18 protein-coding genes and 1 pseudogene are annotated in these 26,333 nt (G+C 65.6%); 8 read left to right on the top strand and 11 right to left on the bottom strand.

The features are described from left to right. Nucleotides 1–33: 33 nt before the first annotated feature. Nucleotides 34–2,052 (bottom strand): molybdopterin oxidoreductase family protein, encoded by a 2,019-nt coding sequence (locus ACOOHB_RS05115; RefSeq protein WP_420443729.1) that lies wholly within the window; start codon nt 2,050–2,052, stop codon nt 34–36. A 179-nt stretch (nt 2,053–2,231) separates the two neighbouring features. Between ACOOHB_RS05115 and ACOOHB_RS05110 the strand changes: the two genes are divergently transcribed. Then, on the top strand, nt 2,232–2,987 hold the full coding sequence (locus tag ACOOHB_RS05110) for an IclR family transcriptional regulator (protein WP_420443728.1): 756 nt from the start codon (nt 2,232–2,234) through the stop codon (nt 2,985–2,987). Nucleotides 2,988–2,994: 7 nt separating this feature from the next. Here the strand turns inward: ACOOHB_RS05110 and ACOOHB_RS05105 are convergent, their stop codons facing one another. From ACOOHB_RS05105 to ACOOHB_RS05095, 3 genes are read right to left on the bottom strand one after another with little or no spacing between them, the layout of a single operon-like run. Next, entirely contained in the window at nt 2,995–4,002 is a 1,008-nt protein-coding gene (locus ACOOHB_RS05105; RefSeq protein ID WP_420443727.1) for an electron transfer flavoprotein subunit alpha/FixB family protein, read from the bottom strand. Beyond that, a complete protein-coding gene (locus ACOOHB_RS05100) occupies nt 3,999–4,763 on the bottom strand; it encodes an electron transfer flavoprotein subunit beta/FixA family protein (protein WP_420443726.1) in 765 nt (254 codons plus the stop codon). Before ACOOHB_RS05100 ends, ACOOHB_RS05105 begins: the two co-directional genes overlap by 4 nt. A 29-nt stretch (nt 4,764–4,792) precedes the next feature. Further along, nucleotides 4,793–7,315, bottom strand: a complete 2,523-nt coding sequence (locus ACOOHB_RS05095; protein ID WP_420443725.1) for an FAD-dependent oxidoreductase — start codon at nt 7,313–7,315, stop codon at nt 4,793–4,795. Nucleotides 7,316–7,550: 235 nt separating this feature from the next. On the opposite strand from ACOOHB_RS05095, the gene ACOOHB_RS05090 reads away from it, so the two are divergent. Together ACOOHB_RS05090 and ACOOHB_RS05085 are read left to right on the top strand one after the other, a co-directional pair. Continuing rightward, nucleotides 7,551–9,260: a formate--tetrahydrofolate ligase gene (locus tag ACOOHB_RS05090; RefSeq protein ID WP_420443724.1), complete on the top strand. Its 1,710-nt coding sequence runs from the start codon at nt 7,551–7,553 to the stop codon at nt 9,258–9,260. Nucleotides 9,261–9,371: 111 nt separating this feature from the next. Next, the gene (locus tag ACOOHB_RS05085; protein ID WP_420443723.1) at nt 9,372–10,223 is read left to right on the top strand and encodes a methylenetetrahydrofolate reductase; all 852 of its coding nucleotides are present in this window, start codon (nt 9,372–9,374) and stop codon (nt 10,221–10,223) included. Between the two features lie 10 nt (nt 10,224–10,233). Here ACOOHB_RS05085 and ACOOHB_RS05080 read toward each other — a convergent pair whose 3' ends face one another. The 4 genes and pseudogenes from ACOOHB_RS05080 to ACOOHB_RS05065 all read right to left on the bottom strand — a co-directional run bounded on the left by ACOOHB_RS05080 (nt 10,234) and on the right by ACOOHB_RS05065 (nt 13,883). Beyond that, a complete protein-coding gene (locus ACOOHB_RS05080; protein ID WP_420443722.1) occupies nt 10,234–11,511 on the bottom strand; it encodes an MFS transporter in 1,278 nt (425 codons plus the stop codon). 35 nt (nt 11,512–11,546) lie between these two features. Continuing rightward, entirely contained in the window at nt 11,547–12,791 is a 1,245-nt protein-coding gene (locus ACOOHB_RS05075) for an NAD(P)-dependent oxidoreductase (RefSeq protein WP_420443721.1), read from the bottom strand. A gap of 89 nt (nt 12,792–12,880) precedes the next feature. After that, a pseudogene (locus ACOOHB_RS05070) lies at nt 12,881–13,417 on the bottom strand (NAD-dependent epimerase); the annotation flags it as partial. 139 nt (nt 13,418–13,556) lie between these two features. Then, on the bottom strand, nt 13,557–13,883 hold the full coding sequence (locus ACOOHB_RS05065; protein WP_420443720.1) for a hypothetical protein: 327 nt from the start codon (nt 13,881–13,883) through the stop codon (nt 13,557–13,559). A 142-nt stretch (nt 13,884–14,025) separates the two neighbouring features. Here ACOOHB_RS05065 and ACOOHB_RS05060 point away from each other — a divergent pair, with 142 nt between their 5' ends. Further along, nucleotides 14,026–15,216, top strand: a complete 1,191-nt coding sequence (locus ACOOHB_RS05060) for a CaiB/BaiF CoA transferase family protein (protein ID WP_420443719.1) — start codon at nt 14,026–14,028, stop codon at nt 15,214–15,216. Nucleotides 15,217–15,271: 55 nt separating this feature from the next. On the opposite strand, the gene ACOOHB_RS05055 is transcribed toward ACOOHB_RS05060, so the two are convergent. Further along, nucleotides 15,272–16,573, bottom strand: coding sequence for a dihydroorotase (locus tag ACOOHB_RS05055; RefSeq protein WP_420443718.1), 1,302 nt, complete (start codon nt 16,571–16,573; stop codon nt 15,272–15,274). A 197-nt stretch (nt 16,574–16,770) separates the two neighbouring features. Here ACOOHB_RS05055 and ACOOHB_RS05050 point away from each other — a divergent pair, with 197 nt between their 5' ends. From ACOOHB_RS05050 to ACOOHB_RS05035, 4 genes are all read left to right on the top strand, one after another. After that, entirely contained in the window at nt 16,771–17,667 is an 897-nt protein-coding gene (locus tag ACOOHB_RS05050) for a phytanoyl-CoA dioxygenase family protein (protein ID WP_420443717.1), read from the top strand. A gap of 45 nt (nt 17,668–17,712) precedes the next feature. Beyond that, nucleotides 17,713–19,347 (top strand): phosphotransferase family protein, encoded by a 1,635-nt coding sequence (locus tag ACOOHB_RS05045; protein ID WP_420443716.1) that lies wholly within the window; start codon nt 17,713–17,715, stop codon nt 19,345–19,347. Between the two features lie 481 nt (nt 19,348–19,828). Further along, nucleotides 19,829–20,074, top strand: coding sequence for a FitA-like ribbon-helix-helix domain-containing protein (locus ACOOHB_RS05040; RefSeq protein ID WP_420443715.1), 246 nt, complete (start codon nt 19,829–19,831; stop codon nt 20,072–20,074). Between the two features lie 11 nt (nt 20,075–20,085). Then, nucleotides 20,086–20,502 carry a type II toxin-antitoxin system VapC family toxin gene (locus ACOOHB_RS05035; protein WP_420443714.1) on the top strand — a complete coding sequence of 139 codons (417 nt, stop codon included), beginning with the start codon at nt 20,086–20,088 and terminating at the stop codon, nt 20,500–20,502. 188 nt (nt 20,503–20,690) lie between these two features. On the opposite strand, the gene ACOOHB_RS05030 is transcribed toward ACOOHB_RS05035, so the two are convergent. Both ACOOHB_RS05030 and ACOOHB_RS05025 read right to left on the bottom strand, forming a co-directional pair. After that, nucleotides 20,691–22,229 carry a hypothetical protein gene (locus tag ACOOHB_RS05030; protein WP_420443713.1) on the bottom strand — a complete coding sequence of 513 codons (1,539 nt, stop codon included), beginning with the start codon at nt 22,227–22,229 and terminating at the stop codon, nt 20,691–20,693. A 134-nt stretch (nt 22,230–22,363) separates the two neighbouring features. After that, nucleotides 22,364–25,897 (bottom strand): choice-of-anchor R domain-containing protein, encoded by a 3,534-nt coding sequence (locus tag ACOOHB_RS05025; protein WP_420444663.1) that lies wholly within the window; start codon nt 25,895–25,897, stop codon nt 22,364–22,366. Nucleotides 25,898–26,333 lie beyond the last annotated feature (436 nt).

Raw genomic sequence — 26,333 nt, 5'->3', positions numbered from 1 at the left:
GATGCGGTGGGCTCCGCATCGGAGAAGAACAGGTCAGCCACCAGCGCCACCTGCCACGGCAACTGGGCTTGATGTGTCGGCTACGGCGGCTGGGCTCAATGCGCCGCCTACGGCGTCCGAGCCGGATCTCAGCGGGTCGATGCGTACCGCTGCGGCCTTGAATTCAGCTGTCCCGCTGCGCGCGTCCCAGACGTCGTTGGTGAGCAGATTCGAATCGACCAGATCCGGGAAATGGAATGTCGTGAACACCAAGCCGGTGGGCAGGCGATCGGTGACGTGCACCTCCATGTTCACCGAACCGCGGGGCGAGCTCACCCGGACCGCTTCGCCTTCGGCAATCCCGAGATCTGCCGCGTCGGCGGGACTCACTTCGATCGCGTCGCCGGATCGGATCGGCGAGGAATAACCGGCTGACTGTGCGCCCGTGTTGTACGAGTCGAGGACCCGACCGGTGGTCAGGCGCAGCGGGAACTGCTCGCTCAATACCTCGGCGGGCGGGCGATGTGTGACGACCGAGAACGGCGCAGAAGCGTGACCTCCCAGATCTGGCTCCCAGAGCCACTCGTGGAGGAACTCCGTGCCCGGATGGTCCTCGTCGGGACACGGCCACCGCAGGCCGCCGTTTTCGGCGAGCCGCTCCCAGCTCATGCCTCCGTGCAGCGGTGACAGCGACCGCAGTTCGTCCCAGAGTCCTTCTGGTGAGGTGGTGGGCCACTGCGCACCCATGCGCAAGGCCAAGTCGCTGATGATCCGCACGTCGTCGCGTGCATCACCTTGGGGCGGCACAGCAGCTCGCACGCGCTGGACACGGCGTTCTGAGGACGTCACCGTCCCCTCGCTGGATGACCAGCCCGCTGCCGCAGGCAGGACCACGTCGGCCATGCGCGCGGTACGTGTCAGCGAGATGTCCTGCACGATGAGCAGATCGAGCCCCTCGAGTAGCTTGCGGGCGTGTGCCACGTTGGCTTCAGAGTCGGCTGGGTTCTCCCCGATGACGTACAGGGCTCGAAGCTCACCCTCTTCCATGGCTTCGAACATCAAAGTGAGATGCTTGCCAGGCACAGGGTTCAGCTCGCAGTCCCACGTCTTCTCGAACTTCGCCCGGGCCTGAGGATCGGCGAGCGGCTGGAACCCGGGCAGGCGGTCTGGCAACGCGCCCATGTCACCGCCGCCCTGAACGTTGTTCTGGCCTCGCAGGGGCACGAGGCCCGAGCCGCGACGTCCGACATGACCGGTAAGCAGGGCCAGGTTGCACAGCGACAGCACGTTCTCGACGGCAGTGTGATGTTCGGTGATGCCCAGCGTCCACAGGATCTGGGCCCGGCCGGCAGTGGCATAAGCGTGGGCCATCTCTGCGATGGCCTCGGCTGGCACGCCAGTCAGTCGCTCTCCCTCATCAAGCGTGAACGGTTCGACCGATGCCGCGAAGGCATCGAAGCCCGTGGTCGCATGGTCGATGAAGGACCGGTTGTGCAGGCCCTGGGCGATGATCTCGCGGGCCACGGTGTTCGCCAGAGCGATATCGGTACCCACGTCGAGACCTAGCCACACGTCTGCAAACTCGGCCGAGGAGGTGCGGCGCGGGTCCACCGCATACATAGCGGCTCCGTTGTCGACGCCTCGCAACAGATGGTGGAAGAAGATCGGGTGCGCCTCGCGAGCGTTCGATCCCCACAGCAGGATTACATCGGTCTCGTGGATCTCTTGGTAGGAACTCGTCCCGCCCCCAAGACCGAACACCGTCGCCAGACCGACGACAGAAGGCGCGTGTCAGGTGCGATTACAGGAGTCGATGTTGTTGGAGCGCAGCACCGTTCGCATGAACTTCTGGGCTGCATAGTTCATTTCGTTGGTGCTCTTCGAGCATGAGAACATGCCGACGCCACCGGCACCGTGCTGCTGAGTGGCCGCCGTCAAGCCCGTCGCGGCACGGTCAAGTGCGTCGTTCCAGCTCACAGGCCGCAGGACGCCGCCGTCGCGAATCAGCGGCGTGTCGAGCCGGGGCAACGCTCGGTTGCGGTTCTTCAATCGTGAGTTGATCCGCTGTGGCATCAGCCTTCCCCCCAATGGATGACCCCGTCGCGCGCTCCGCCCCGATAGCAGGACGCGGACACGGCACCGTCCGTCATTTGTGCCCCAATGTGTTCCACAGAGCAGAACAGTTCCACAATACGGCACAAATTGATAGTCAGGAGACGGGTCCGTGTCGCACGCGCAGTACGGTGGTGAAGGTGCAGTCCATCTCTCGTGCGTTTGCGGTGCTGCGCGCGCTGGCCGTCGGGCCGCAGGGCGTCACCGATGTCGCAGATCACGTCGGACTGCCCAAAAGCACGGTGGCGCGGCTGCTGACATCGCTTGAAGCCGTCGGTGCGGTCGCCCAGGACGACACCGGCGGCGACTATCGGATCGGGCAAGGGCTCATCGACATCATCGGTGCAGCTGGTGACGACCGAGGTCTGCTGGCTGCGGCTCGCCCACACCTGCACAGCCTGGTCAACCAGGTCGGCGAGACGGCGGGAGTGAGCGTCCGTGCGGACCGGACGGTCTACTACCTCGACCAGGTCCAACCCGAGTCCGAAGTGCAGGTGCGCTCGTGGATCGGTGAGTACTGCCCACTGCACCTGGTGCCCTCGGGACTGGTCTACCTGGCCCATCTCAGTCCCGAGTCCCTGGAGGAGTACTTCGCAGACGGCCTCGAAGCGACGACCGCGAACAGCATGGTCGACCCAGACGCGTTGTGGACCCGGCTGGCACAGATCGCCAGCGCGGGCTATGTCTGGGTGTACGAGGAGTTTGCCGTCGGCATCAACTCGGCGGCGGCGCCGGTTCTGAATGAAGAAGGCACAGTGGTGGCGGCGCTGCACGTGCATGGCCCCGCCTACCGGTTCCCCGATCCGAACCGCACCCACGACATCGGCCTCATGCTGATCGCGGCGGCATCGAACCTGGCCGACCACCTCGCCGGCCGGGTACCCCTGTCGACGTGAAGCCGGGCTAGCTGGGGCGGTCGCGGCGGCGCCGGATCTCGTCGGAGATTGCCGGCACGACTTCATGCAGATCGGCGATGACGGCGTAGCCCGCCTTGGTGACCATGTTGGCTTCGGGGTCGATGTTGATGGCGAGGATGTTCTTCGATCCCATGGCACCCACCCAATGCTGGATGGCGCCCGAGATGCCGCACGCGATGTAGATCTCCGGAGCAATACGGGTGCCGGTCTGGCCCACCTGATCGGCGTGATTTCGCCAGCCGTTGTTCGTGACAGCACGAGAACAGCCGACGCGGCCGCCGAGCAGCTCGGCAAGCTCTTCGAGCGGCCCGAATCCCTCCGCGGAGCCGACGCCGCGGCCGCCAGACACCACGACCGCCGCGGTCGACAGCGTGATGCCCTCGGTCAGGGTGACCCGGTCGCGAACCAAGGTGCGCCGCGCCTCGGCACCCAACTCGGGCTCGAAGTCGACAATGTCGGCATCGACGGCGCTGCCGGCTGCCGGCTCGGCTTCGATGGCGTGCTGGGCGTAGGTCAACAACGGCAGAGTCGTGTCCAGCGTCACGTCCTCGAGCAGCGATCCGCCCCACTGGATCCGGGTGATCTGCCACGATTCGCGCTCGGCTGACACGCTTACGCAGTTGGCCACGAGCGGCAGGTCGGTTCGGGCCGCCAGCTGGGCCATCGCCTCGGCTCCTCGATCGGTGCCCGCCGCGACCACCGCGGCGGGCTGTGAGGCGTCGAGGAACGAGGCCAGCGCAGCGCCCCAGGCATCGGGCCCGTAGTCGGCCAGCAGCTCGTGGCGTCCGCAGTGCACCGTCGTTGCGCCGTAAGCCGCACAGGCAGCGGTGAGCTCGGCCCCGTGGGACTCGAACAACGCCACGTCGCCCAACACGACTGCCTCGGTGGCTACGCCGAGATCGGCGGCCAATGCCCGGGCAGCGGTGAGGGCTTCGAGAGCACCGCCGGAGGGCACACCACGGTCGTGGTCGATGAGCACAGCGACGCCGCTCACAGCACCCCCAGCTCGTCCAGCAGGTCCACGACGGCAGGAGCAGCTGTGGCACTGTCGCCAAAAACAACCGTGGTGCTGGCACGCTCGGGCGGCCGGTGCAGCCGCACCCGGGCCTGCCCTCCCGCTGGGGCGTCCGGCGCGCCCTCGAGCACCTGGATCTGCGCCTTGCGTGACGCCAGCCGGCCCTTCATCGTCGGGTAGCGGGGCAGGTTGATGCCCTCCTTGACGCCCAGGGCGCAGGGAGCGTCCAGCTCGTACACCTCATAGCCGGCGTCGGTCTCGCGGCGAGCCACAAAGCCGTTCTCCGCGACGTCGATGCCCTTGATGCCGTTCACGATCGGGCGTCCGAGTGCGTGCGCCACCCGGATGCCGACCTGGAAGTTCCCGCCGTCGGCAGACTCGTTGCCGAACAGGATCAGATCGAATTGCCCGTCGGCGGCCTCGAGGTCCCGTACTGCGTCGGTGATCGCGACCGCTGTGCGCTGGGGATCCCAGTCGAGTCCGCCGGGGGCCGCCACCAACGCCAGCTCGGTGCCCCCGACGCTGGCTGCATAGCGCAGCTGCTCGATCGATTCTTCGGGGCCCAGGGTGAGCACCACCACGGCATGGTCGTCGCCGTCGATCCGCTCGACAATCTGGGCGGCTGCCTCCACTGCGCATTCCTCATGCGGGCTGGTGGTGAAACCCAAGTGCGCGGTGTCGACCTGCTGGCCGTCTCCGCTCACGTTGATGCGCGAGCCGACCGCGGGCACTCGCTTCACGCAGACCAGGATGCGCACTGGCGTGCCTTTCAGGCCTTCATTCGACTGTCATCGGGATCGAACAGTGCGAGGTTCGATCCGGTGGCCGCCACCGTCACCGGATACAGCTCGTTCTGGTACATCACCGAGAGCTCGGTGCCCACCGTCGCCAGCTCGGTGGGCAGGTAGGCCGTCGCCAGGTAGGCGCCCAGCGACGGCGCGTTGCCCGCTGTCGTCAAACGGCTCACCCTGCCGTGGGAGTCGGTGATCCGCTCCCCCGCCGGCGTCAGGACCGGCTCGTTGCCGGCTCCCATCGGGAAGCGGTCGTAGCCCTCGGCGCAGCGCAGGCTCTCGAAGCGCAGCATCGCGAGCTGGGCGACGGGCGGTGCCTCACGGGCTGCAAGGTACGCCTCCTTGCCGATGAAGTCGGCAGCCTTCACGCGGGGGCGTGCCAGGCCCGCCTCCACCGGGTTGTAGTCGCTGTCGAGCTCGGCGCCCATGAGCCGGTAGCCCTTCTCGAGTCGTCCGGTGGTGCCGTACACACCAGCTCCGACAGGTCGCAGGTTGAAGTCTCGCCCGGCCTCGGCAATGGCATCCCACAAAGCGAGACCGGCACTGGTGGCGCAGTAGATCTCGAAGCCGGCGTCACCGACATAAGAGATGCGGAACATCTGCGCCGGGATCCCGGCCAGCAGCGCGTTGCGCACCTGCCCGTAACCGAACGCCGCCTGGGACAGGTCTGTCTCGGTCAGGGTCGCCAACAACGCGACGGCGTTGGGACCCCACACGCCATAGGTGGCAAGCGCCTCGGTGCGGTTCTCGAAGGCCACGCCGCCCTCAGGCAGGTTGTGGCGGAACCAGTACTCGTCACGGCCGCCGTCGAACGCACCGGTGGCGATGCGGAACCGGTCCTGCGCGAGGCGCACGATGGTGAGATCCGAACGGAAGCCGCCGTCCTGGGTGAGCACAGGGGTGTAGATCGAGCGCCCGACGGGCAGGTCGCACTTGTTGACGACCATCCTCTCGATGTAGGGCACGACGCCGGGACCCGACACCTCGAACACTTGGAACGGCGAGATGTCCACCAGACCGCAGTGCTCGCGCAGGTGCAGGTGCTCGGCATCGGTGATGGGGCTCCACCAGCGAGCATCCCACTCGTGAGTGCGGGCCCTGATGCCGTAGTGCTCGACGAGATCGGCATTCGACTCGTACCAGTGCGGCCGCTCCCAGCCGCCGGCCTCGAAGTAGAAGGCGCCCAGCTCGTCGGTGCGCGGTTTCGCGGGCCCGCAGGTGACATTGCGACGGCTCGCCCACTGTTCGCGGGGGTGCACGATCCCGTAGGTCTTGTTGAAGTGCTCATCCGCCCGAGTCTCGATGTGGATGACGTTGCGGTCCTGGGGGTAGAAGCGCGTCACGTCGGAGCCATGCGGGTCGGTGAGGCGTGGATAGCCGTAGGTCATCCATTCGGCTATCAGCCGGCCGACGCCGGGGCCTTCCTTCACCCACACGGCTGCGACCGACCACAGGTTCTCTACTTCGACGGTGGGTCCGAGCAGTGGGCCTGCGTCGGGTGTGAGTGACAGCAAGCCGTTGATGGCGTACTTGATCTCGCCGTCGCCCAGGAACTCCATCAGCTCGATGGCCTGTTCGAACTGCTCGTCGAAATCATCGGGTGTGAATGGCAGCTCCGTCGGGCTGAGGGCCGCTTCCTCGTTCGAAGGGATGTCCTCGACGCGGTGCAGGATCGGTCGATGGGCGTAGCTGCCCACCTCCATCGAGCCAGCGGACTGCCGCTCGTAGCAGAACGTGTCCATGTCCCGCACGATCGGGTAGGCCAGCTCTTGATTGGTTTCCACCAAGACATCGAAGGGGCCGACGTCGACCATCTGGTGCACGGCTGGCGTCAATGGAATCGTCGCCCCCGCCATCTCTGCGAGCTTCGGGCTCCACACGCCGCAGGCGATCGCAACCGTGGAGCACTCGATGCGCCCCTTGTCGGTCACGACGGCCGCTATCCGCGGACCGTTGGGCCCCGGGGCGGTCTCGATGTCGAGCACCTCGGTGTTCGCATGCACCGACAGGTGCCCGGCATCCTGGGCACGCTTGCGCATCTGCGTGCCCGTCTCCAGGGAATCCACCGCGGACACGCTGGGCGTGTAGAAGCCGCCCAGAATGACGCTCGGATCGATGAAGGGCACCATCTCGACGACCTCGTCGACGGTAAGCAGCTTGGACTCGATCCCCCAGCACTTGGCAGAGGTCATGCGTCGGCGGAATTCTTCGAGGCGTTCCGGCGAGCGGGCCACCTCGAGTCCTCCGCAAGTGTTCTGCAGGCCGAGCGCCTCGTATTGCCGCTGGCTCTCGACGGTGAGGTCGACGATTTCTTTCGAGTGGTCGATGGGGAAGATGAAGTTCGATGCATGCCCTGTCGAGCCCCCCGGATTGGGCAGCGGACCCTTGTCGAGCAGCACGATGTCGGTCCAGCCGAGGTCGCTGAGATGGCCGACCAGGCAGTTGCCGACGATTCCTGCGCCAATGACGACACAGTCGGCCCGCTCGGGAAACTCGCTCATGCCAACCCCCTCGAAAGACAAGCATGCAACCGAAATTTGGCCCTGGGCGCCGCCAGAGTACGACATGCCAAAGTGACCGATCGGGCCACTGCTGTTCTGTATGATGGAACAGTTCCGCTCAGTGGAACAGACTAGCGCGGAAAGGTAACTCAGGAACGCGCTGATGAGCGACACTGAGGGAACGTGAAGCGGCCGAGTGGCCGTATCCGTCAGCACGGCACAGGGGGTGCGCGCCATGGCAGCAGCCAGTGAATTTCCGAGCGACCTGGAGATCGCCTCAGTGGCGACAATCCGACCGCTCACCGAGATTGCAGACGAGGCGGGCATTCCGCCGGAGTACCTCGAGCTGTACGGCACGGGCGTCGCCAAGGTCAAGCTGGAGGCCGCCGAAGCAATGGCCGAGCGGCCTCGAGGGCGTTACGTGGTGGTCACTGCCATCACGCCGACGCCTCTTGGCGAGGGCAAGACCACGACAACTGTGGGTCTCGGGCAGGCTTTCGCCCATATCGGCCGCACTGCCACGATTGCCATCCGGCAGCCGTCGATGGGCCCCACCTTCGGCATCAAGGGAGGTGCAGCCGGCGGCGGCTACAGCCAGGTGGTCCCGATGGACCTGTTCAACCTGCACCTCACCGGCGATATGCACGCCGTAACCGCCGCCCACAATCTCTGCGCCGCCATGCTGGACGCGCACCTGTACCACGGCAACGAAACGGGTCTTGATCTTCACAACATCACCTGGCGACGGGTGCTCGACGTCAACGACCGGGCGTTGCGCAACATCACGATCGGGCTCGGCGGGCGCCTAGACGGCATCCCCCGCGAGTCCGGATTCGACATCACTGCTGCCTCCGAGGTGATGGCGACCCTGGCGTTGTGCACCTCGATGGAGGACTTGCGGGCCCGGCTCGGCCGCATCGTGTTGGGCTACACCCGCTCGGGCGAACCGGTGACCGCAGAGGACATCGGCGCAGCCGGCTCGATGGCGGTGCTGCTGCGCGAGGCCATCAAGCCGAACCTGATGCAGACCTTGGAAGGTTCCCCGGCGCTGGTGCACACGGGGCCCTTCGGCAATATCGCCACCGGCAATTCCTCGATCGTGGCCGACCGCATCGGCATCCATACGTCCGACTTCCTGCTGACCGAGGCCGGATTCGGCGCCGACATGGGCGCCGAGCGCTTCTTCAACATCAAGTGCCGCTATTCGGGCGTCTCCCCCGACGCGGCCGTCATCGTCGCAACCGTGAGGGGCCTCAAGGCGCACTCGGGCAACCACCGCATCGTTGCGGGCCGGCCCCTGCCCCCGGCCTTGCTCGAGGCCAACCCCGACGAAGTCCACGCCGGCGGCGACAACCTGCGCAAGCAGCTCTCCAATGTGCGGATTCACGGGGTGTCGCCGGTGGTGGCCATCAACGAATTCCCCGGCGATCACGAGGTCGATCTGGACGCCATCGCCGAGATCGCTTCCGAATACGGCGCCCGTTCGGCCCGGTGCACCCACTTTGCGAATGGCGGAGCAGGGGCAGCCGAGCTCGCCACCGCAGTGGCCGAGGCCGCAGAGGAGCCGACGAACTTCGCCGTGCTCTATCCCGACGACATTCCGCTGCGGGACAAGATCAGTGCCGTCGCCACCAACGTGTACGGCGCCGACGACGTGAGCTACACCGCCCGGGCGAACCGCGAGCTCGACAGCTACGAGCGAAACGGCTTTGGCAACCTGCCCGTGTGCATCGCGAAGACTCACCTGTCGATCTCGTCGGATGCGTCGCTGAAAGGCGCGCCGACGGGCTGGACGCTGCCGGTGCGCGAGGTGCGTGCATCGGTGGGTGCTGGCTTCGTGTACCCGATCTGCGGCGACATGCGCACCATGCCGGGCCTCGGCAGTGACCCTGCCGCCCGCCACATCGACATCGATGCCGACGGTGAGATCGTCGGCCTGAGCTGATCAGGAGCGGCCCGAATGGCCTTGATGTTCACCCCTTTGCGCGCCTGTCGCGCTGCTGCGAGATGGATGCCTGCGGCTGCACGTGCGCGGTCCTCGCGGCTCGCGGCTCCGATGTCAACAAGCACCAAGGATGCGCTGCACCGGCTTCTCAGCGAGGCCCAGTGGGAGCTGATCCCGCTCAACAACCTCGCTGAGCAGCTCGGGCACTTGCCTGCGAATTCTCCGCTGTCGGTGACGGCCTCAGCGGCCAAGACGCTCGAGGACACGCTGGACCTGACAGCGCAGTTGTGCACGCTCGGGCATCGTCCAGTCCCCCACATCGCCGCCCGCATGGTCCGCGGCCGGGGGCATCTCGAAGAGCTGTTGGGGCGCGTGGCGTCCTTGGGTCTCAATGAGATCTTCCTTGTCGGCGGCGATGTGACCTCGCCCGCCGGCCCGTTCGACAGCGCCGTCGCACTGCTCGAGGCACTGGTCGATGCCGATCATTCACTGACCCACATCGGTGTGACTGCGTACCCCGAAGGGCATGCGCTCATCGCGGACGATGTGCTCCATGACGCGCTCCACGCAAAGCAGGCAATCCTGTCAAGTGCGGGCATCGAAGGGCACGCGTCCACGCAGATGTGCTTCCACGGGCGCTCGATCACCGACTGGCTGGCCGCTGAGCGCCAAAGCGGTCTTGTGCTGCCGGTCCACCTCGGCATCCCTGGCGCAGTCGAACCAGCGCGTCTGCTGCGCATCGGCACTCGCTTGGGCATCGGAGCCTCTCTGCGTTACCTGCGGAAGAACCGAGGTGCTGTCGCGCGGCTCATGCGACCAGGCGGCTACGACCCCAGCGCATTGCTCAACAAGCTCGCTGCGGAGGCCGATCGGCTCAACATCGCTGGCCTGCATGTCTTCACGTTCAACGCCATCGAGTCCACGATCGCCTGGCGAGACGCCGCTCTGGAACGCCTCCGCTAGACCGCCTTCGTTAGACCGTTTCTGCGGGGACAACCGGTTGGGCGCCGGGATGCGAACCCGTCGGGGCAGCATCGGCGGGCTCATTCGCCACAGGTCGCTCGGAGATCTTGAAGTGAATGAGGGCCGCGGCGATGCCGAGCGCCGCAGCAATCCACCACCACAGGTCATATGAGCCGGTGAGCTTGCGGGCAAGCCCGCCGCCGTAGGCGCCGGCGAATGCGCCGAGCTGGTGGCTGAGGAAGACGAGGCCGAACAGGGTTCCGGCATAGCGTGCTCCGAACTGCCCGAGCACGATGCCCGATGTCAGCGGCACGCTGGCCAGCCACACGATTCCCATCAGGGCACCGAATCCCAGCGCCACCTCGGGTGCGGCTGGCAGGACGACCACAGCGGCAAAGGCGACGGCCCGTGTCGCGTAAATCACGGTGAGCAGGCGGCTCTTGTCGATGCGTGAACCCAAGTAGCCCGCCACGAATGCGCCGACGATGTTGAACAACCCGATGAGGGACAGCGACCACGTAGCGATTGCGGTGGAATGTCCGGCGTCTACGAGCGACTTGGGCAAGTGCACCGCGATGAAGGTCACATGGAAGCCGCACACGAAGAAGGTGCAGTTGATCAGCAAGTAGTCGCGGTGTCGCGCTGCGGTTGCGACGACGCCGCGCAATGGTGCTGTGCCGCTGGTGTCTGTGGCCGGATCGTCGCTCAGGAGCGTCCCGGTGCGCAGCGGCCGGACCATCAGGACGATCGATGCGGCGATCACGGCGAGAACGGTCAACGTCGTACGCCATCCAAAAGCCCGGATCAGCACCCCGGTCACTGGAACGAGCACGAAGTGCCCGAACGAGCCGAATGCCGTGGCGATGCCCAGTGCCATGGAGCGACGACTGGGCTCGATGAGCTTGCTCATCGCTGCGAGCACGACGGCGAATGACGCCGCCGACATGCCCAGACCGACAATCAGCCCGCCTCCCAGATACAAGCCCATGGGACCCGAGGCTGATCCCATGACGAGCAGTCCGGCGCCGTAGGTGACTGCGCCCGCCATCAGCACCCGAACTGCCCCGAAGCGATCGGCGATCGCGCCGGCGAACGGCTGTGCAAGTCCCCACACGAGATTCTGGGCTGCAATCGTCAACGCGAAGGTGTCAATTCCCACGCCGAGACCTGTGTCGATCTCAGGGCCGAACAGGCCCATCGTGGCCCGCACGCCCAGTGTGACAGCGGTGACGATGCTCCCAGCCACGAGCACCGGCACCATCGAGCTCTGCGGTGACCGGGCGCGCATCGGATCAGGCTACGGAAGACCGCTGGCAGGTTGTCTCAGCAGGGTTTGATGAGGCGGACTCCGTAGACGGCTTCCATTCCGTCGAGCTCAGCCAGCACCTTTTGGGAGGGACGGCGTGATACACGGATCGTCGCCACGGCTGCATGGTGCTTCGGTCCGGTCAGGATCTCGTTGTGCATCTGCAACACGTTGATACCGCTCGCTCGCAGCGTCATCAAAATGCCCGCTAGCACGCCGACCTGATCTCGGTGTCGCACCACGATGGTGCTGCGTCCCAGGGGCCGCTCGGCACGATTCACGCAGTTCAGCACTTCGCCGGTCGAGAATGCCTCGAGCACCTCCACGACACCGTCGGCAATGCCGTCAGAGGCTTGAGTCGTTGAGGCTCCGATGTGATGCGTGCCGGTCACGCCCCGATGCGAGGCCAGCGGCGAGCGCCAATTCGGCTCGGCACCAGGAGGCTCGCCCTGGAAGACATCGAGCCCTGCCCGCATGCCTCGCTCGTCGAGTGCCCGCAGCAACGCCCCCTCGTCCACGATCTCGCCGCGGGACGTGTTGAGCAGGATCGCACCGTCGGGCATCTTCGCCAGGAACTCTGCATCGACGAGGCCGCACGTCTCGGGGTTGGCAGGCAGGTGCAGCGAGACGATGTCGGCCCCGGCCAGCAGGCTGTCCCAGTCGGGAACGACCTCGATCTCGAGCCGTTTCATCTCGGCAAGCAACTCGGCCGAACGGTCCGAGCGATACAACGCCGCCACCTCGATGCCGAACGCAGCGGCTCGGCGGGTTACCTCGATGCCGATGGCGCCCATGCCCACGACCGCCATTCGCCGACCCTTCAGACCTGTGGCGCCCATGTACTGGGACTTGTTCCAGCGACCTTCGTGCAGGTCCGAGGTGGCGTCGGGGATCTGGCGGTCGACGGCCAGCAGCAAGCCCATTGTCAGCTCTGCAACGGCCACGGCGTTGCGTCCCGGCACGTTGCAGACGTACACGCCGTACTTGCTGGCACCGTCGCAGTCGATGGAGTCGGTTCCGGCGCCGGCGCGCAGCACCATGGCGAGCCGATCGGCGGCCTTGAATACCTTGCGTTTCACCTCGGTGCTGCGTACGACCAGGACCTCGATGCCGTCGATGTGCTCGGCAAGGTCGTCGGCCGTCAACTCGGGCTTGACGAGGCACACGTGACCTGAGGCTTCGAGCCGGCCAAGGCGTCCGGTATCGATGTTGTCGGCGAAGAGAATGTGCATCGGCGCTACCGCTGGGACGGGGCTTGCCATCACAGCGCCGCCGCAGCGGCCGCCGGGACATGTACCCACATGTCTAGCCAGTGTGCCAAACGCGCGACCCTGCGCGGTGACACCCGTGCTCAGCGCGAGGCGAAGTCGTCTTCGATGTAGGCGCGAATGATGTCGTCGTAGCTCTGGTCGGGTACGAAGCCCAGGTCCAGAGCCCGCCGAGTGTCGAATCGCTCGGGCCACCCGGAGACGATCTCTGCGATGGTCGGGTCGGGTGATTCGGCGATCAGAGCTTCCGCTTCGGGCCCAGCGACGCGAGTGAGGGCTTCGATCTGTTCGCCGACTGTTACCGAGACCCCAGGCATGGTGAGGTTGCGGCGTGCTCCCAAAGCCGCGCTGTCGAGTTCGGCAGCATGGAGCATGTACTCGATTGCCGTACGAGGACTGGCGTGGCTGTGGCGTACCTCCCTGGAAACGGGCAGCACGGCCGGTGTTCCAGCCAACGGTTCACGGATGATGCCGCTGAAGAAGCCGGATGCAGCGGCATTGGGGGGACCGGGGCGAACGCTGATGGTGGGAAGCCGTATGCCGATGCCATCGAAGAAGCCACGGCGGCTGTAGTCGGCGAGGAGTGCTTCGGCGACCATCTTCTGCGTGCCATAGGAGGTGAAATGCGCCGACGTCCACCAGTCGCTTGGTCAACTTGCGGCCAAGCATCCCTGCGGCCCCAGTGATCAGCACGTGCATCCGGCGAACCTAACTTGAGATTTCTCCCAGACGCCGCCATCGGTACCGGGCTGTGGCGTGCTACAGCAGCTGTCCCACATCAAGAATCAGCAGGATCACCAGCAGCACGATGATTCCGACGTTGAGCACGCTGACCGGCCACTTCCAGCGGTGATCTGAGTGCCAGTGCCGCTTGATGCAGGCAACGTTCGCCCACAGTGCGACGAGCGCGATGGGTATGCCCACCGCAGGTCCGACGCCGGGTGCCAGCCCGATGAACGGCGCCACGAATGGCAGGAGCACATAGGTCAGCGTGCAGCGAATCGCCGAGACCAGGATCGAGAACCGCAGTGTCCGGGCAGAGGCCTCGTCGAGCTCGGGGGCTGCGGCGGCGGCGGTTCCGGTCACGGTCTCCCATTCTCGCAGCCCGTCTCGCTGGCACCACCCAGGTTGCAGGCGCTGCAGGCGTCGGGGCTGCCGCCAGGACGCTGGCAAGCGGTCGCCGAAGCGCCACTACCATCATCGGCAATCCACGGACTCAAGGGGAAACATGCCTGGTGCACTCGACGGAATTCGCGTTCTGGACCTGTCAACGCTGGTGCAGGGTCCCCAAGCCGCCGAGATGCTGCACGACCTCGGTGCCGAGGTGATCAAGATTGAGCTGCCGGGCATCGGCGACGTAGGCCGCCACGTGGACATGCTGGAGGACTTCGGCCACACCTCGGTCTACATCGCCTGTAACCGGGGCAAGCGTTCGGTGACGCTGGATCTGCGCGTCGAGGCGGGTCGGGAGGCCTTCCTGCGGCTGGTGGAGAACGCCGACGTGGTGCTGTCGAACTTCAAGCCGGGCACGCTCGACGAGTGGGGCCTGAGCTACGAGGAGCTCTCTGAGGTGAATCCCGGGATCATCTGGGCGGCGGGCAGTTTCTTGGGCCCAATCGGGCCCGACGCCTTGCGCGAGGGCGCCGACATTGCAGGTCAGGCCTCCGGGGGTGTGATTGCGTCCAGCGGCTATGACGGCGGCCCGCTGTCGACCTATGGCTCGCTTGTGGCCGACCATTGCGGCTCGCAGAACCTCCAGACCGGCGTTATTGCGGCTCTGTACGCCCGGGAGCGCACGGGCCGGGGCCAGCGAGTCGACGTCAGCCTGCTGGGTGGGCAGATCTGGCTCCAAGCAGTCGAGTACACCCATCTGCTGCTGACTGGCAACGAGGCAGGCCGTTCGAACGGCGGGCATCCCCTGGTGCATGCGCTGTACGGCATCTTCCCGACCTCCGACGGCTACATCGCTATGGCGGGCTGCCCGGAGCACCTGTGGCCGGGCATGTGCAGGGCCATCGAGCGTCCCGACATGGTGGACCATCCGACCTTCAACGCCTACTTCGTCAGCCGGGAAGTGGCCGCGGAGATGCGGGCGTTCTTCATCGAGGTGTTCCAGACACGGTCCACCGAGGAATGGTCGAAGCGGCTCGAGGCCGAGGAGCAGCGGTTCTGCCCGGTGCGTTCGCATTCCGACGTAGTGGCCAGTGACCAGCCGTACGCCAACGGCTACCTGGGCAAGCTCGACCATGACGAATGGGGCGAGCAGACCTGGGTGGGCTGCCCGATCACGATGAGCGACACGCCGACGCGGTTCAGCAACATGGTGGCTGAGCTTGGCCAGCACACCGAGGAAGTGCTGCTTGAAGCCGGTGTCGAATGGGACGACCTGGAGCGGTGGCGTGAGGCGGGGGCCTGGTAGCTGCGTGAGGCACGGTTGAGTCGCCGGGCCTAGCCGTCGAGGTGGGCTCCGAGGCTCAGCTGCAGAGTTCGCCGTCGGCGACGACGGGGTGGCCGGCCAGCACGGTGTGACGCACCTTGCCGGTGAGCTCGCGGCCCGCCCATGGCGTGTTGCGGCTGCGTGACTGCAGTTCGTCGGCGTGGACCGTCCAGCGCTGGGCAGGGTCGAATACTGCGAGGTTGGCGGGCAACCCGGCTTCTACCCGGTGACCGTGCTCGGCGATGCCAGCGATTCGTGCTGGCGCAACCGAAACCACTTCGACGAAGCGGGTGGGCGACATGGCCCCCGTCGCCACGAGTTCCGTCCAGATCACCGACGCCATCGTCTCGACGCCGGTCATGCCAGGGGCGGCATCGAGCAGCGACGTGTCCTTGAGCGATGGGTGGTGCGGCGCGTGATCGGTGGCAACCGCGTCGAGCGTGCCGTCGCAGATGCCGAGACGCAGGGCCTCCACGTCGCTGCGCAGGCGCAGCGGGGGGTTCATCTTGCCGGTCGTGCCAAGGCGCTCGATGTCGTCCTCGGTGAGGACGAGATGCTGGGGTGTCACCTCAGCGGTCGCATTGATTCCGCTTCGCTTCGCAACCGAGACCCGTGCCATCGCAGCGGAGGTGGACAGGTGCAAGACGTGGTAGCGGCCGCCGGTCGTGGCAGCCAGCGCCAGATCACGTCGCACGATGCTCTCCTCGGCTGCCGCCGGGCGGCCGGCGAGGCCCAGTCGTTGAGCGACCGCACCGTCGTTGATGACTCCCCCGGCCACCATGTCCGGGTCTTCGGCGTGCTGGCTGACGACCGAGCCCGGCAGGCCGACGGTGGCGGCGAGCGCAGCTTCCATGAGAGCGTCGTCGGCCACGCAGTCGCCGTCGTCGGTGAACACCCTCACGCCTGCGCTGTACAGCGCGGCGAAGTCGGTGAGCCGCTCACCGGCACGTCCGGTGGTGATGGCGGCTGATGTGCGGACGTCGCAGGGCACTCCCGCGGCCAGCGCCAGGACTTCTCGGACCATGTCGGGCGTGTCGATGGTCGGGGTGGTGTTGGGCATCATCACGCACGCGGTCACGCCGCCCATGGCAGCCCCCGCTGCTCCCGAGGCGATGTCTTCGCTGTCGGTCCCTCCAGGAGTGCGGAAATGCACCTGGATGTCGACGAAACCGGGCATCACCAACGCAGCCGAGGCATCCAGCCTCCGCCGGGCTGGTGGTCCTTCGCCGGCCGGCACCACCGCCGAGATGCGTCCGTTCTCGATGACGACATCGACTCTTTCACCGCCAAGGGCGGAATCGGCCAGCCTTCCACCGGAGATCACCAGATCGGCAGCCATCGCCTCACCTTATGGCTGAGGGGAACAACCACGGTGTGAGGCGGCGATGCGTCACGCCTTCTCTGCGCAATTTTGCCGCCTGTGGCGGCAATTCTGCACAAAGAATCCAGGAAGCATCTTCTCTGCGCAAATCTGCCGTCTGTGACGGCAATTCTGCACACAGAATCTCGGCGGCTGTACCCGGTACGGTTTCTGTCATGACGCTCGCAGACGCACCCCCGACAGCAAGCGAACTCATCTCGGGCGCCCAGCGCGCCGACTACCAGGCGAACGGCTACTTGTGTCTGCCTGGTTTGGTCGGTTCTGAGTGGCTCGATGAGCTGCGGGCGGTCACGGCGGAGTTCGTTGAGGCCAGCCGGGCCGAAACAGCCTCGAGCAAAGTGTTCGATCTTGAACCCGCGCACACCGCTGCCGCCCCGAGGCTGCGACGCCTGAACTCACCGGTGGATCAGCACCCGACGTACGCCCGGTTCACCTTCGAAGGTCCGCCGGCGCAGCTGGCTTCTGCACTGCTGGGCGGCCCGGTGCGCTACCACCACTCCAAGCTCAACTTCAAGTGGTCTGACGGCGGCGAGGAGGTGAAGTGGCACCAGGACATCCAGTTCTGGCCTCACACCGATTTCACGCCGCTGACGATCGGGGTGTATCTCGAAGATGTCGATCCGGCTATGTCGCCGATGGGCGTGCTTCCTGGCAGCCATCTGGGGCCGCTGTACGACCTGTACGCGCCCGATGGCAATTGGGCGGGGGCGATGAGCGACGACGACGCTGCCGGACTCGACCTCGACGCCATGGAGTACCTGGGAGGTCCGGCGGGCTCGGTAACCGTGCACAACTGCTGCATGGTGCATGGCTCGATGCCCAACAATTCGCCGCGGCCCAGACCGCTGCTTCTGCAGACGTACTCGGCCATCGGCTCCTACCCCATCTCCCACGTCGGTGCGAACGGCGTGCTGGGCTCGAGTGGCGGCCGTCTCTGCGGCGGCGAGTCTTCCCAGATGCTCACCATCGATGGCCGGCAGATGCATGGGGCGCCGGACTGGTCACGCAAGGGCCCGCCGACGATCTTCGGCTCCCAGCAGAAGGACGACTGAGTCGCTGCAGCGCGGGATGCGCTCTTGTCGAGAGGTATCGCAGCCATGAGCGACGACCGCCAGCACGCGCTGCCCGATTTCGCTGGGGCTCTTGAGGCTGTTCTGCGGCGCGAGATCGACGACTGCGACGGGCTGGTCTCGGCTGAGCGGCTCAGCGGAGGGGCGAGCATGGAGTCGTATCGGCTTCGGTGTCGCCGTGTTTCGGACCCTGATGGCGTTCTTGACATCTGCCTGCGTCGGGGGCCTGACGGCATGGACCGCGAGGGCGACAACGTCACCGGTGTCGAGGCCGAGGCTCTGTGCATGAGCACAGCTCGTCTGGCGGGTGTGCCTGAACCCGAAGTGCTGTATGTGCTGACACCGACCGATGGCATCGGGGCGGGCTTCATCATGGAATGGCTCGACGGGGTCACGCTGGGTGCTCGCATTGCTCGGGCTCCAGAGCTTGACGAGGCACGCTCGCAGCTGGCGTTTCAGTGCGGGCAGGAAATGGCCCGCATTCATGGGATCGATGTGGATGCGACCGGTCTGGGCGATGTGCTGCGGCGTGCGGCGCCCAGCGAGTATCTGGAAGAGACCTGGGACCGCTGCCGGGAGCTGCCGACGCCGCAGCCGATGATCGACTACGCCGCCCGCTGGCTGGCCGAACAGCTCGAGGAGCAGGATCCCGTCGAGCTGACGCTGGTGCACAACGATTTCCGCAACGGCAATGTGATGGTGGACGCCGAAACTGGGCTCGTCGCAGTGCTGGACTGGGAGACGGCTCACATCGGCGACCCGATGCGAGACCTGGGCTGGATGTGCACGAACTCGTGGCGCTTCGGGCAGCGGCATCTGCCCGTTGGCGGCTTCGGGCGCTACGAGGACCTGTTTGCCGGATACTCCGACGTGGCCGGGGTGCCGGTGGATCCGGCACGGGTGCAGTACTGGGAGGTGTTCGGGTCGTTCTGGTGGGCTGTGGGGTGCCTGGGGATGGCCGATCGGTACCGCCAGGGGTCTGATGCCACCGTCGAGCGGCCGGCCATCGGGCGGCGGAGTTCTGAGTGCCAGCTGGACTGTGCACATCTGATCATCCCCGGGCCGGTCGAGTTCTTGCCTGCGGTGCATTCGCTGGGGCTGCTTGAGCCCGATTTCGGTCGTCGGGCGGCGGAGGCGTCAGCTCTTGGAGGCACTGCGACGAGCGCGGAGGCGAACGATGCGGCCGGGGATATGCCCCGTGTCGACGAGATCCTCGAGAGCGTTCGGGATTTCCTGCATGGGGAGGTCCGGCAGGCCACCGAGGGCCGCACGAACTTCTTGGCGCTCGTGGCGGGCAACTCCATCGACATCGCTCTGCGGGAACGGCTGATCGGCCCGCAGCTGCATCGCTACGAACTGGCCCGGCTGACCTCACTGGTGGGCTCCCCCACCGAGGGCGGCGCTGGCGTGCCCGCGGCTGGGGCTCGGGCTGCGGCTGCTACGTCTGATGTTGCGGTCGCTGCGGCTGCGTCTGATGCAGAGGTTGCCGAGCAGGTCACCGAGCTGCGCTGGCGGCTCGTGCAACGGCTGCGGGACGGAACCATGGCGCTCGACACTGACGGGCTCGCCGCGTACCTGCGGACCTCGGTGGCCCATCAGGTTGCCATCGATCAGCCGAAATACTCGGCATTCCGGCACCTCGCTGCGCAGGCCAGCGAGTAGCTGTTCGACGAGTAGCGCCGAGCCAGCAGCACGCCCAGCCGGCGGCGGTCGCCCGCGAGCTCCGCTGCAGTCTCAAAGTGATCGGCGGCTGCGAATACGGCATCGATATCGGCGGTGACCGCAGCCCTTGACGATCCCCTCAGAATGAGGCGGCGACACGCGCGCCCGTGCTGGTCTTTCCGACGCCTCTGATGCCCTCGATCACACAAGCGGGATGGATGGACAGCAGATGTGTCAACCGTGCATCTGCATGCCGTCGCAAGTACTCCATGCACAAAAGACTAATGGATTATCCATTAAATGGCTATTCAATTAGTCGTTTATGTGAGTCGTCAATGAACACAACTCGTTGGGGTTGTCAGTCATTGCCAGAGCGCGCTCGTCGACGACACCAATCCCAGAACTGTCACAGCGCTATTGGCGTGGTGATTGCAATGCTGGCAATGCATACTCTGTATACAAGAGACACGGAGACGGGTTCATGGCCAGCATCACTGTGCGCAATATTGACGAAGGGCTGAAGCGGCGACTGCGTATTCGCGCAGCAGAGCACGGACGCTCCATGGAGCAGGAAGCCCGCGACATTCTCAAGGCAGCGTTGGACGAAGTGGCCGCGCCGCTGGAGAACTTGGGCACAGCCATCCATGAGCTCTTCCGACCCTTCGGCGTCGAACGTCTGGAGATCCCGCCCAGGGAGCCGATGCGCGAACTCCCCCAGTTCGATTGAGGACCGCAACGGTGTTCATACTCGACACCAACGTCGTTTCCGAGGTCATGCGACCCCAGCCCCAGGCTGAGGTACTGGCATGGATCGACCGCCGGCTCACTGATGACCTCTACGTCACTGCTGTGACGGAAGCGGAGATCCGCACGGGCATTGCGATATTGCCCGAAGGAACGCGGCGGCGTGGGCTGACCACTGCGGCTGCGCATGCTTTCGGCGTGCTGTTCGCCGGAAGGGTCTTGCCCTTCGACAGCGACGCAGCTCAGGCGTTCGCAGTAATAGCCGCGACGCGCCGCTCCATCGGCCACCCAATCAGCCAGGCCGACTGCCAGATCGCTGCCATTGCCCGCTCGGTCAGCGCATCGATTGCAACGAGGAACGTGAGCGACTTCGAGGGCTGCGGAATCGACGTCATCAATCCCTGGAACTGAGACTGCCCGTCGGCGCTGTCGGCTAGCGCCACAGAGCCAGCAGCACCCCGATCACGCAGTAGGGGATCAGCGGGTAGCCGGCGTTGATCGCGAAGAGCCGCAGGCTGCGTCCCCCAAGAGTCCCGTGTTGCTCACTGGCTCGGAGCGTAGGTCGGTGGGATGAGGCAGTGCCGAGATCTGTGGGTGGTCTATTGGTGTGGGCCGCTGACCGTGAACTCCAGACGGTTGGACAGTTTCCTGTCGTCGTCGGTGCAGATAGCCCCAGTTGCGTCGCAGTCCGTGGTTGCCGGGAGTTCGATCGTCACGTCGCTGGTGGAGTCGGGTTTGACGGTGATGCGCCAGGAGATGTTGGTGGGCCTGTCGGTGCGTTGCGCTTTCTGTACCGATCCGCCTGTGACGTTGAAGGCTTGGAGCTTGAGGGTCTTGTAGCTCAGGCGGAGGTTTTCGCTGAAGTCGAGGTCGAAGGTGAACTCCGACGTTCCGTTGTGGGTGGTCGGGGCGGCGGCGGTCACGCTGACGGTGAACGGGACCGGTTCCGGTTCGGTCTCAGACTCGGTCTCGGTTTCAGACTCGGTCTCGGTCTCGGTCTCAGCCTCGGTCTCAGTCTCGGTTTCGGTCTCAGCCTCGGTCTCAGCCTCGGTTTCGGTTTCGGTGGTCTGTTGTGAGACTGTTCCGGTTACTTTGATTTTGAAGCTGGCTGTCTCGTCGTAGGCGGTCCAGGTGCGTGTGTCGGAGCTGACGGTGAGGTGGTAGGCGTTGTCGGCGATCGTCCAGCCGTCCGCACCGCCGGGGTCCTCTTCAGTGGCGGCTGTTTCCTCGGTGGGATAGGTCTGGGGGATGAGTGCGAATGCGTCGGTTCCGTTCGGGTTGACCCACTCGATGACAACGAAGTAGGTGGTCTGGGCCGCCAGTTGCGGGCAGGCGCTTTCGCCTGTGGGCGCGTCGAAGGCGATCACGCCCGGTGCGGTGAAGGTCGACGGATCGGTCAAGGTGCAGTGCGCGTCGGCGGGCTCGCCGTCGGTTGCGGTGCTGTTGAGCGTCACCTGGAGCTGGTCTCCCACGCTCGACGCGTCAGGAAAGCTCGAGACCTGGATGCCGACCGCATCCAGTGCGTAGCCGCCGGTGTTGGTGCCCGTCGTGAATGCTTGGGCGAACCCTGATCGGGCGGCGTTCAGGGTGCGCATTATCCCGGTCTCGACGTTTATGCCCAGGTTGGCGACCAGGACTTGTGTCGGGGTGCTGGTCAGTGTCTCGCTGTCGGCGGGGACACCTGTGTCCGGTGTGTTGGCCGGCAGAGCGTCGATGTCGGCCGTGCGAACAATGCGCACGCGAATGACCTGGCCGTCTTCCCAGTCGACGTCCACGTCGTTCCATTTGAAGCTGCTGGCACCCGAGCTGTCCGCCGGGAACTCCAGCGACAGATCGCCGACTTGGAGGGTGTAGTCCGCAGCATCGGGAACGTCGGCCTCGAATGCCAGGCGAAGATCGCGGCCCGTTACATAGGACCACAGCCACCTGACCTGCAGGTCCCCGCTCCCGCCCACATCGGAGAACAGATCCGCGGTGGCCGCGCCGACCGACACGCTGCTGTACTCGGTCACCGTCATGTCCGCCGACCACAGCGGCTCTGGGGGCTCGTCCGCGTCCGCCGGCACCGACCAGAACGCCATGCCCACCAGCACCATCGCCATCGCCGCCAAGGCGACCCTGATGCCGCGTGGGCTCAAGACCCGACCAGACAGGCCAACGAGCGCCTCTGTTCGGGGGGCGGAGCCCGCCAAATTGATGCGTCTTGTCGGTTTCATCTCGAATCGCCCCCCAGGTCGGCGACGACCGTTGGATCCCATGCCACTTCTCGGCCCTAGTTCGTGGTACCGATGACCTCGATCAACAAGGAGTCACCGTTGGCATCGGCTGTCCACGTCGTCCCGGACAAGTAGCTGCTGTCGTTTTCGATCGACGAGCCGGTCGTGCCGCCGCTGTCCTCGTTGTCGCTGTTTGTCTTGCTCAAAGAGATGCTGTCGCTGTCGATCGTCACCCGTTCTATGACGACGAAGTAGGTCGTTTCCGCCTTGAGCGTCGCGCACAGGTCCCGGCCGAAGGTGTTCACCGCGTTCTCGGAGAAGCTCGTCGGGTCGATCAGCGTGCACATCACCCTGCCCGGATCGCCGCTGTCGTCCGCGTTGAGCGTTACCGACAGCTGCGCACCGGCTGACGAGCGCGTATCGATGGAAGCGAACCCGACGCCGATTGAGACCAGCTCGTAGCCCCCGGCGTTGTCGCCGGTGGTGAATTCCTGGGCGCTCTTGGGAGTAGCAGCGACTAGGGAATTGACATTGGAGGAGACGGTCTGGCCGGTGTTCTTGACCAGGAGCAGCGATGTTGATCCGGGCGCCCTCCCGCCGGCCACCGTGAAGATGGGCGAGATCGCGTAGAGCGGCAGCAGCCTTTCTTGCTCTTGGCCATGGATCACGACAAGGAATTGGCGGTATGCGTACCCGGAATCGGAATCGACGGCGCCAAGAGGAGCGTGGTTGGCCTCTGGATCGTTCGGTGTGCCCACGGCGATCATGTTCATGTCTGAGATGGCGCCCATGGGGACAGACGGATGCGGGTCTCCGGAGGCGTCGCACCCGGTCCAGACCTTGGCCGACGGGTGGAGGTAGGCGGAGTTCCCGGTGACATAGGCGCCGTAGTCGGTGTTGACCCACTTGGGGCCGTAGAAGTCGGCGTACGAATTGGCGACCAGCGTGGGGCGGTCCTGCCAGCCCCCGTCCAGCCAGTGGACCGGCACGCCGGGGCCCGTCATCCCGGTGTTCGTCCGCGCGTCGTCGTCAGCGGTGCAGACCACCGCCCTGAACTCCGAGGCGTTTTTCCAAATGACCGGATCGGTGTAGGGATCGGCCTTTTCTACGCCCCGGACAAGGATCCCCGCTGCCTCCTCCTGGACCCAGGCGTTGTAGTCGTCTATGTCACTGGACGTGGGGAGCCTGCCGCGATGTGTGACGAACAGCGCCCTGAACTGGTACCCCGCATCGACGCCCTCCGGTATGTGGAGCCAGCTCTGGGGCACCTCGATACCGCCGGCCACGAAGGGGGCACCCTGGTTGACCTCGGTGTACACCGCGATCTCCAACTTATTGGTGCCCCCGATCAGGTCGGTCAGGTCGGTGCCCCGGTTCAATCCGTCAGCGATGCTGGCGCCTGTTCGAGCGTCCGAGTCCTCGCTGTTGCTCGAGGTTCTCTGCAGCCTGTGCCAGGTGCCGCGGAGGTAGCTCCAGACCAGCACATAGGAGGTGTCCGGCGTCAGTTTCGTTCCCGGCGGCGCCTCGAAGAAGCTGTGGCCCGGCGCGTACTCGGTGGGACTGACGAGGTCGAACAGCTTCGCGCCCGGCTTGCCGCCCGAGTCGGCGTGCACGGCCACCGACACCGACGTCGGTGCAGAGGGCACTTGGGCGTTGCCGGCCGTGTCATCGGAGCCTTCGATGGCGACGCCGATGCCCTGGAGCCGGTACCCGAGCGCGTCGGAACCGGTCGTGAAGCCCTGTGACACCACTTTGTAGGTGTCACCGACGGTGAAGTAGCTGTTGTGGGTCTGCCCCAGGTTCTGCACCATCGCCACGAGCGGCTCGCCGAAGACGGCCATCAGCGGTTGGTCGCAATCGAAGTCCCCTGTACCGTCGCCGATGATCACGCCGGCCGCCGCCGGCGAGTCCACCTCAGTGGACGGGCTGCAATGATGTCGGCTCAACGGGACGCCCCCCATCCGGTTGAAAGTCTTGATGTCCTGGAAGAACTCGTATTCGGTGCCTCCTGCCACGGTTGCGCCTTGGGGAGCCGTAAATTCATTGATGCCGGGTATCTGACGTGTGCTGACCATCCGGACCCGCGTGGTAGTTCCGAGGCGCAGGTCCCACGGATTGGTAAAGCCCCCTTCTGTGGACGCGTTATCGAGGCTGAAAGTCACACCGCGAATGAGGTAGCGATCCGCCTCCCCGACAGTGAACTCGAGACCGTTCTGATCGCCGACCGAGACGATTTCCTGCGAGCCGAATCGCTGGTCTTGCGCGTAGGTCGAAGCTAGGATGCCGCGGGCCCGCTTCGAGCCCTTCACGGCCAGGCGCAGCACGCTGCTGTTCCCGCCCACGCTGTCCGCCAGCGTCGCTCCCGTCTCGCCGTCCTCGCCGTCCGATGTCGTCTCCTTGATCGACAGCGAGGAGCCGAAATCCGACAGCACGATGAAGTATTGGATCCTCTGGTACGCGAACGCCCCTGCGGGAGCGGTGAACTCGTTCGGACCGACGGTGAACGAGGACGGGTTCTCAAAGTCGAACAGCCATGTTCGCGCTGTTCCTGAGTCATTCCCAGGAGGGGGGCCCATCCACAGCGACACCCTCAGACCGGGCGGTATCGCGGCCAGCTCGACCGAGACGCTGGAGATCTCGTAGCCCTGGCCGTGATTCCCCAGCCTGAACCGCATGGAGTACCGCCCGGTGATCGGCGCCGTGGCCGACCCCGGCTGACCCGTGTTGCCGACCAGCGTCGTTGTGGGCGCCGACGGGCCGGCTGGTTCGGCGAGCGGGCCGAACGGCAGGCTGATCACAGTCTCCAAGTTGCTGCTGGCGTCGTAGAACGACACCTGCACCTTGATCAGCTTGCCGATATCCGCCTCGACACGCCGGTAACGGGCCGATTTGCCCACCGCTGTCTCAGTGTCGCCGTCGACCCGGATCCACTGGTAGGACCAGTCGTTAAGGATGCCTGTCGAAGCTATATCACCCACATTGACGAGCCCGTCGGGGTCGCCAATGCCCGAAGTGTCGACAGCCAGGACGCCGGCGTCCTCCGCGGAAGCCAGCACGACCGGCCGGCCGGTGGCATTTACCACGATCTTTGTGGGGCTGTACACCGCCATTTCCAAGACATCGCTGCCCGTGTCCACGGCCAGGTTGTCAAGGTCGACACCTTGATAGAACGCGTTCGCCAAGCTGAAGCCTGTCAGCGCGCCCGAGTCCTCGCCATTGCTGCCGGTCTTCCGCAACCTGTGCACGGTGCCGCCGAGGTAGCGCCAGACCAGCACATAGGAGGTGCTCGGCTCCAGCGTCGCTCCCCGCGGCGCCTCGAAGAAGCTGTGGCCGACCGCGAACTCGCTGGGACTGACCAGGTCGAACAGCTTCGCGCCCGGCTTGCCGCCCGAGTCGGCGTGCACCGCCACCGACACCGACGTCGGCCCGTCAGGGAAGTTGCTGCCCGAGCCTTCGATGTTGACGCCGATGCCCTGCAGCTCGTAGCCGCCCACGACCGAACCGGTCGTGAAGCCCTGCGTCAACGCCTTGACAGTGCCGCTGCCGACGGTGCGGTAGCCGTCGTTGGCCTGGCCCAGGTTCTGCACCATCGCGTAGAGCGGCTCGCCGAGGACGGCCATGAACGGCAGGTCGTGAGCACCGAGTTGCGCGTCTCCAATTCCGCCGCTGAGGGTCACGCCCGGCGCCGTCGGCACGTCGTCGAGATCGTCTTTGATGCCCCACGTGCGCGTCAAGGTGCCATCTATTCTCTCAATTGAGCCTCCCCTCAGATTCTGCCCCATGAAGTATGAGGCGCTCCCTTCCACGGTCGCGCCTTGCGGAGCCGTCCATACATTTAGGCCCGCATTGTTACGTGTCTTTCGCAGGTTGAACCGCCTGGTGCCCAGGGCATTGGAGCTTTCGTTCCACAGGCTCATCTTGTTGGCAATGCCGCTGTTTTGGGATGATGTGTCGTCCGAGATCCAAGAAAAACCGCGGATGAGGTAGCGATCCGCGGCTCCGACATTGAGCCCGACAGTCCATAGG

The organism is Candidatus Poriferisodalis sp. (assembly GCF_965215815.1).
Classification (GTDB): domain Bacteria; phylum Actinomycetota; class Acidimicrobiia; order Acidimicrobiales; family Poriferisodalaceae; genus Poriferisodalis.
Note: the sequence above shows the minus strand (reverse complement) of the source record. Positions and strands in the feature narration are given on the sequence as shown.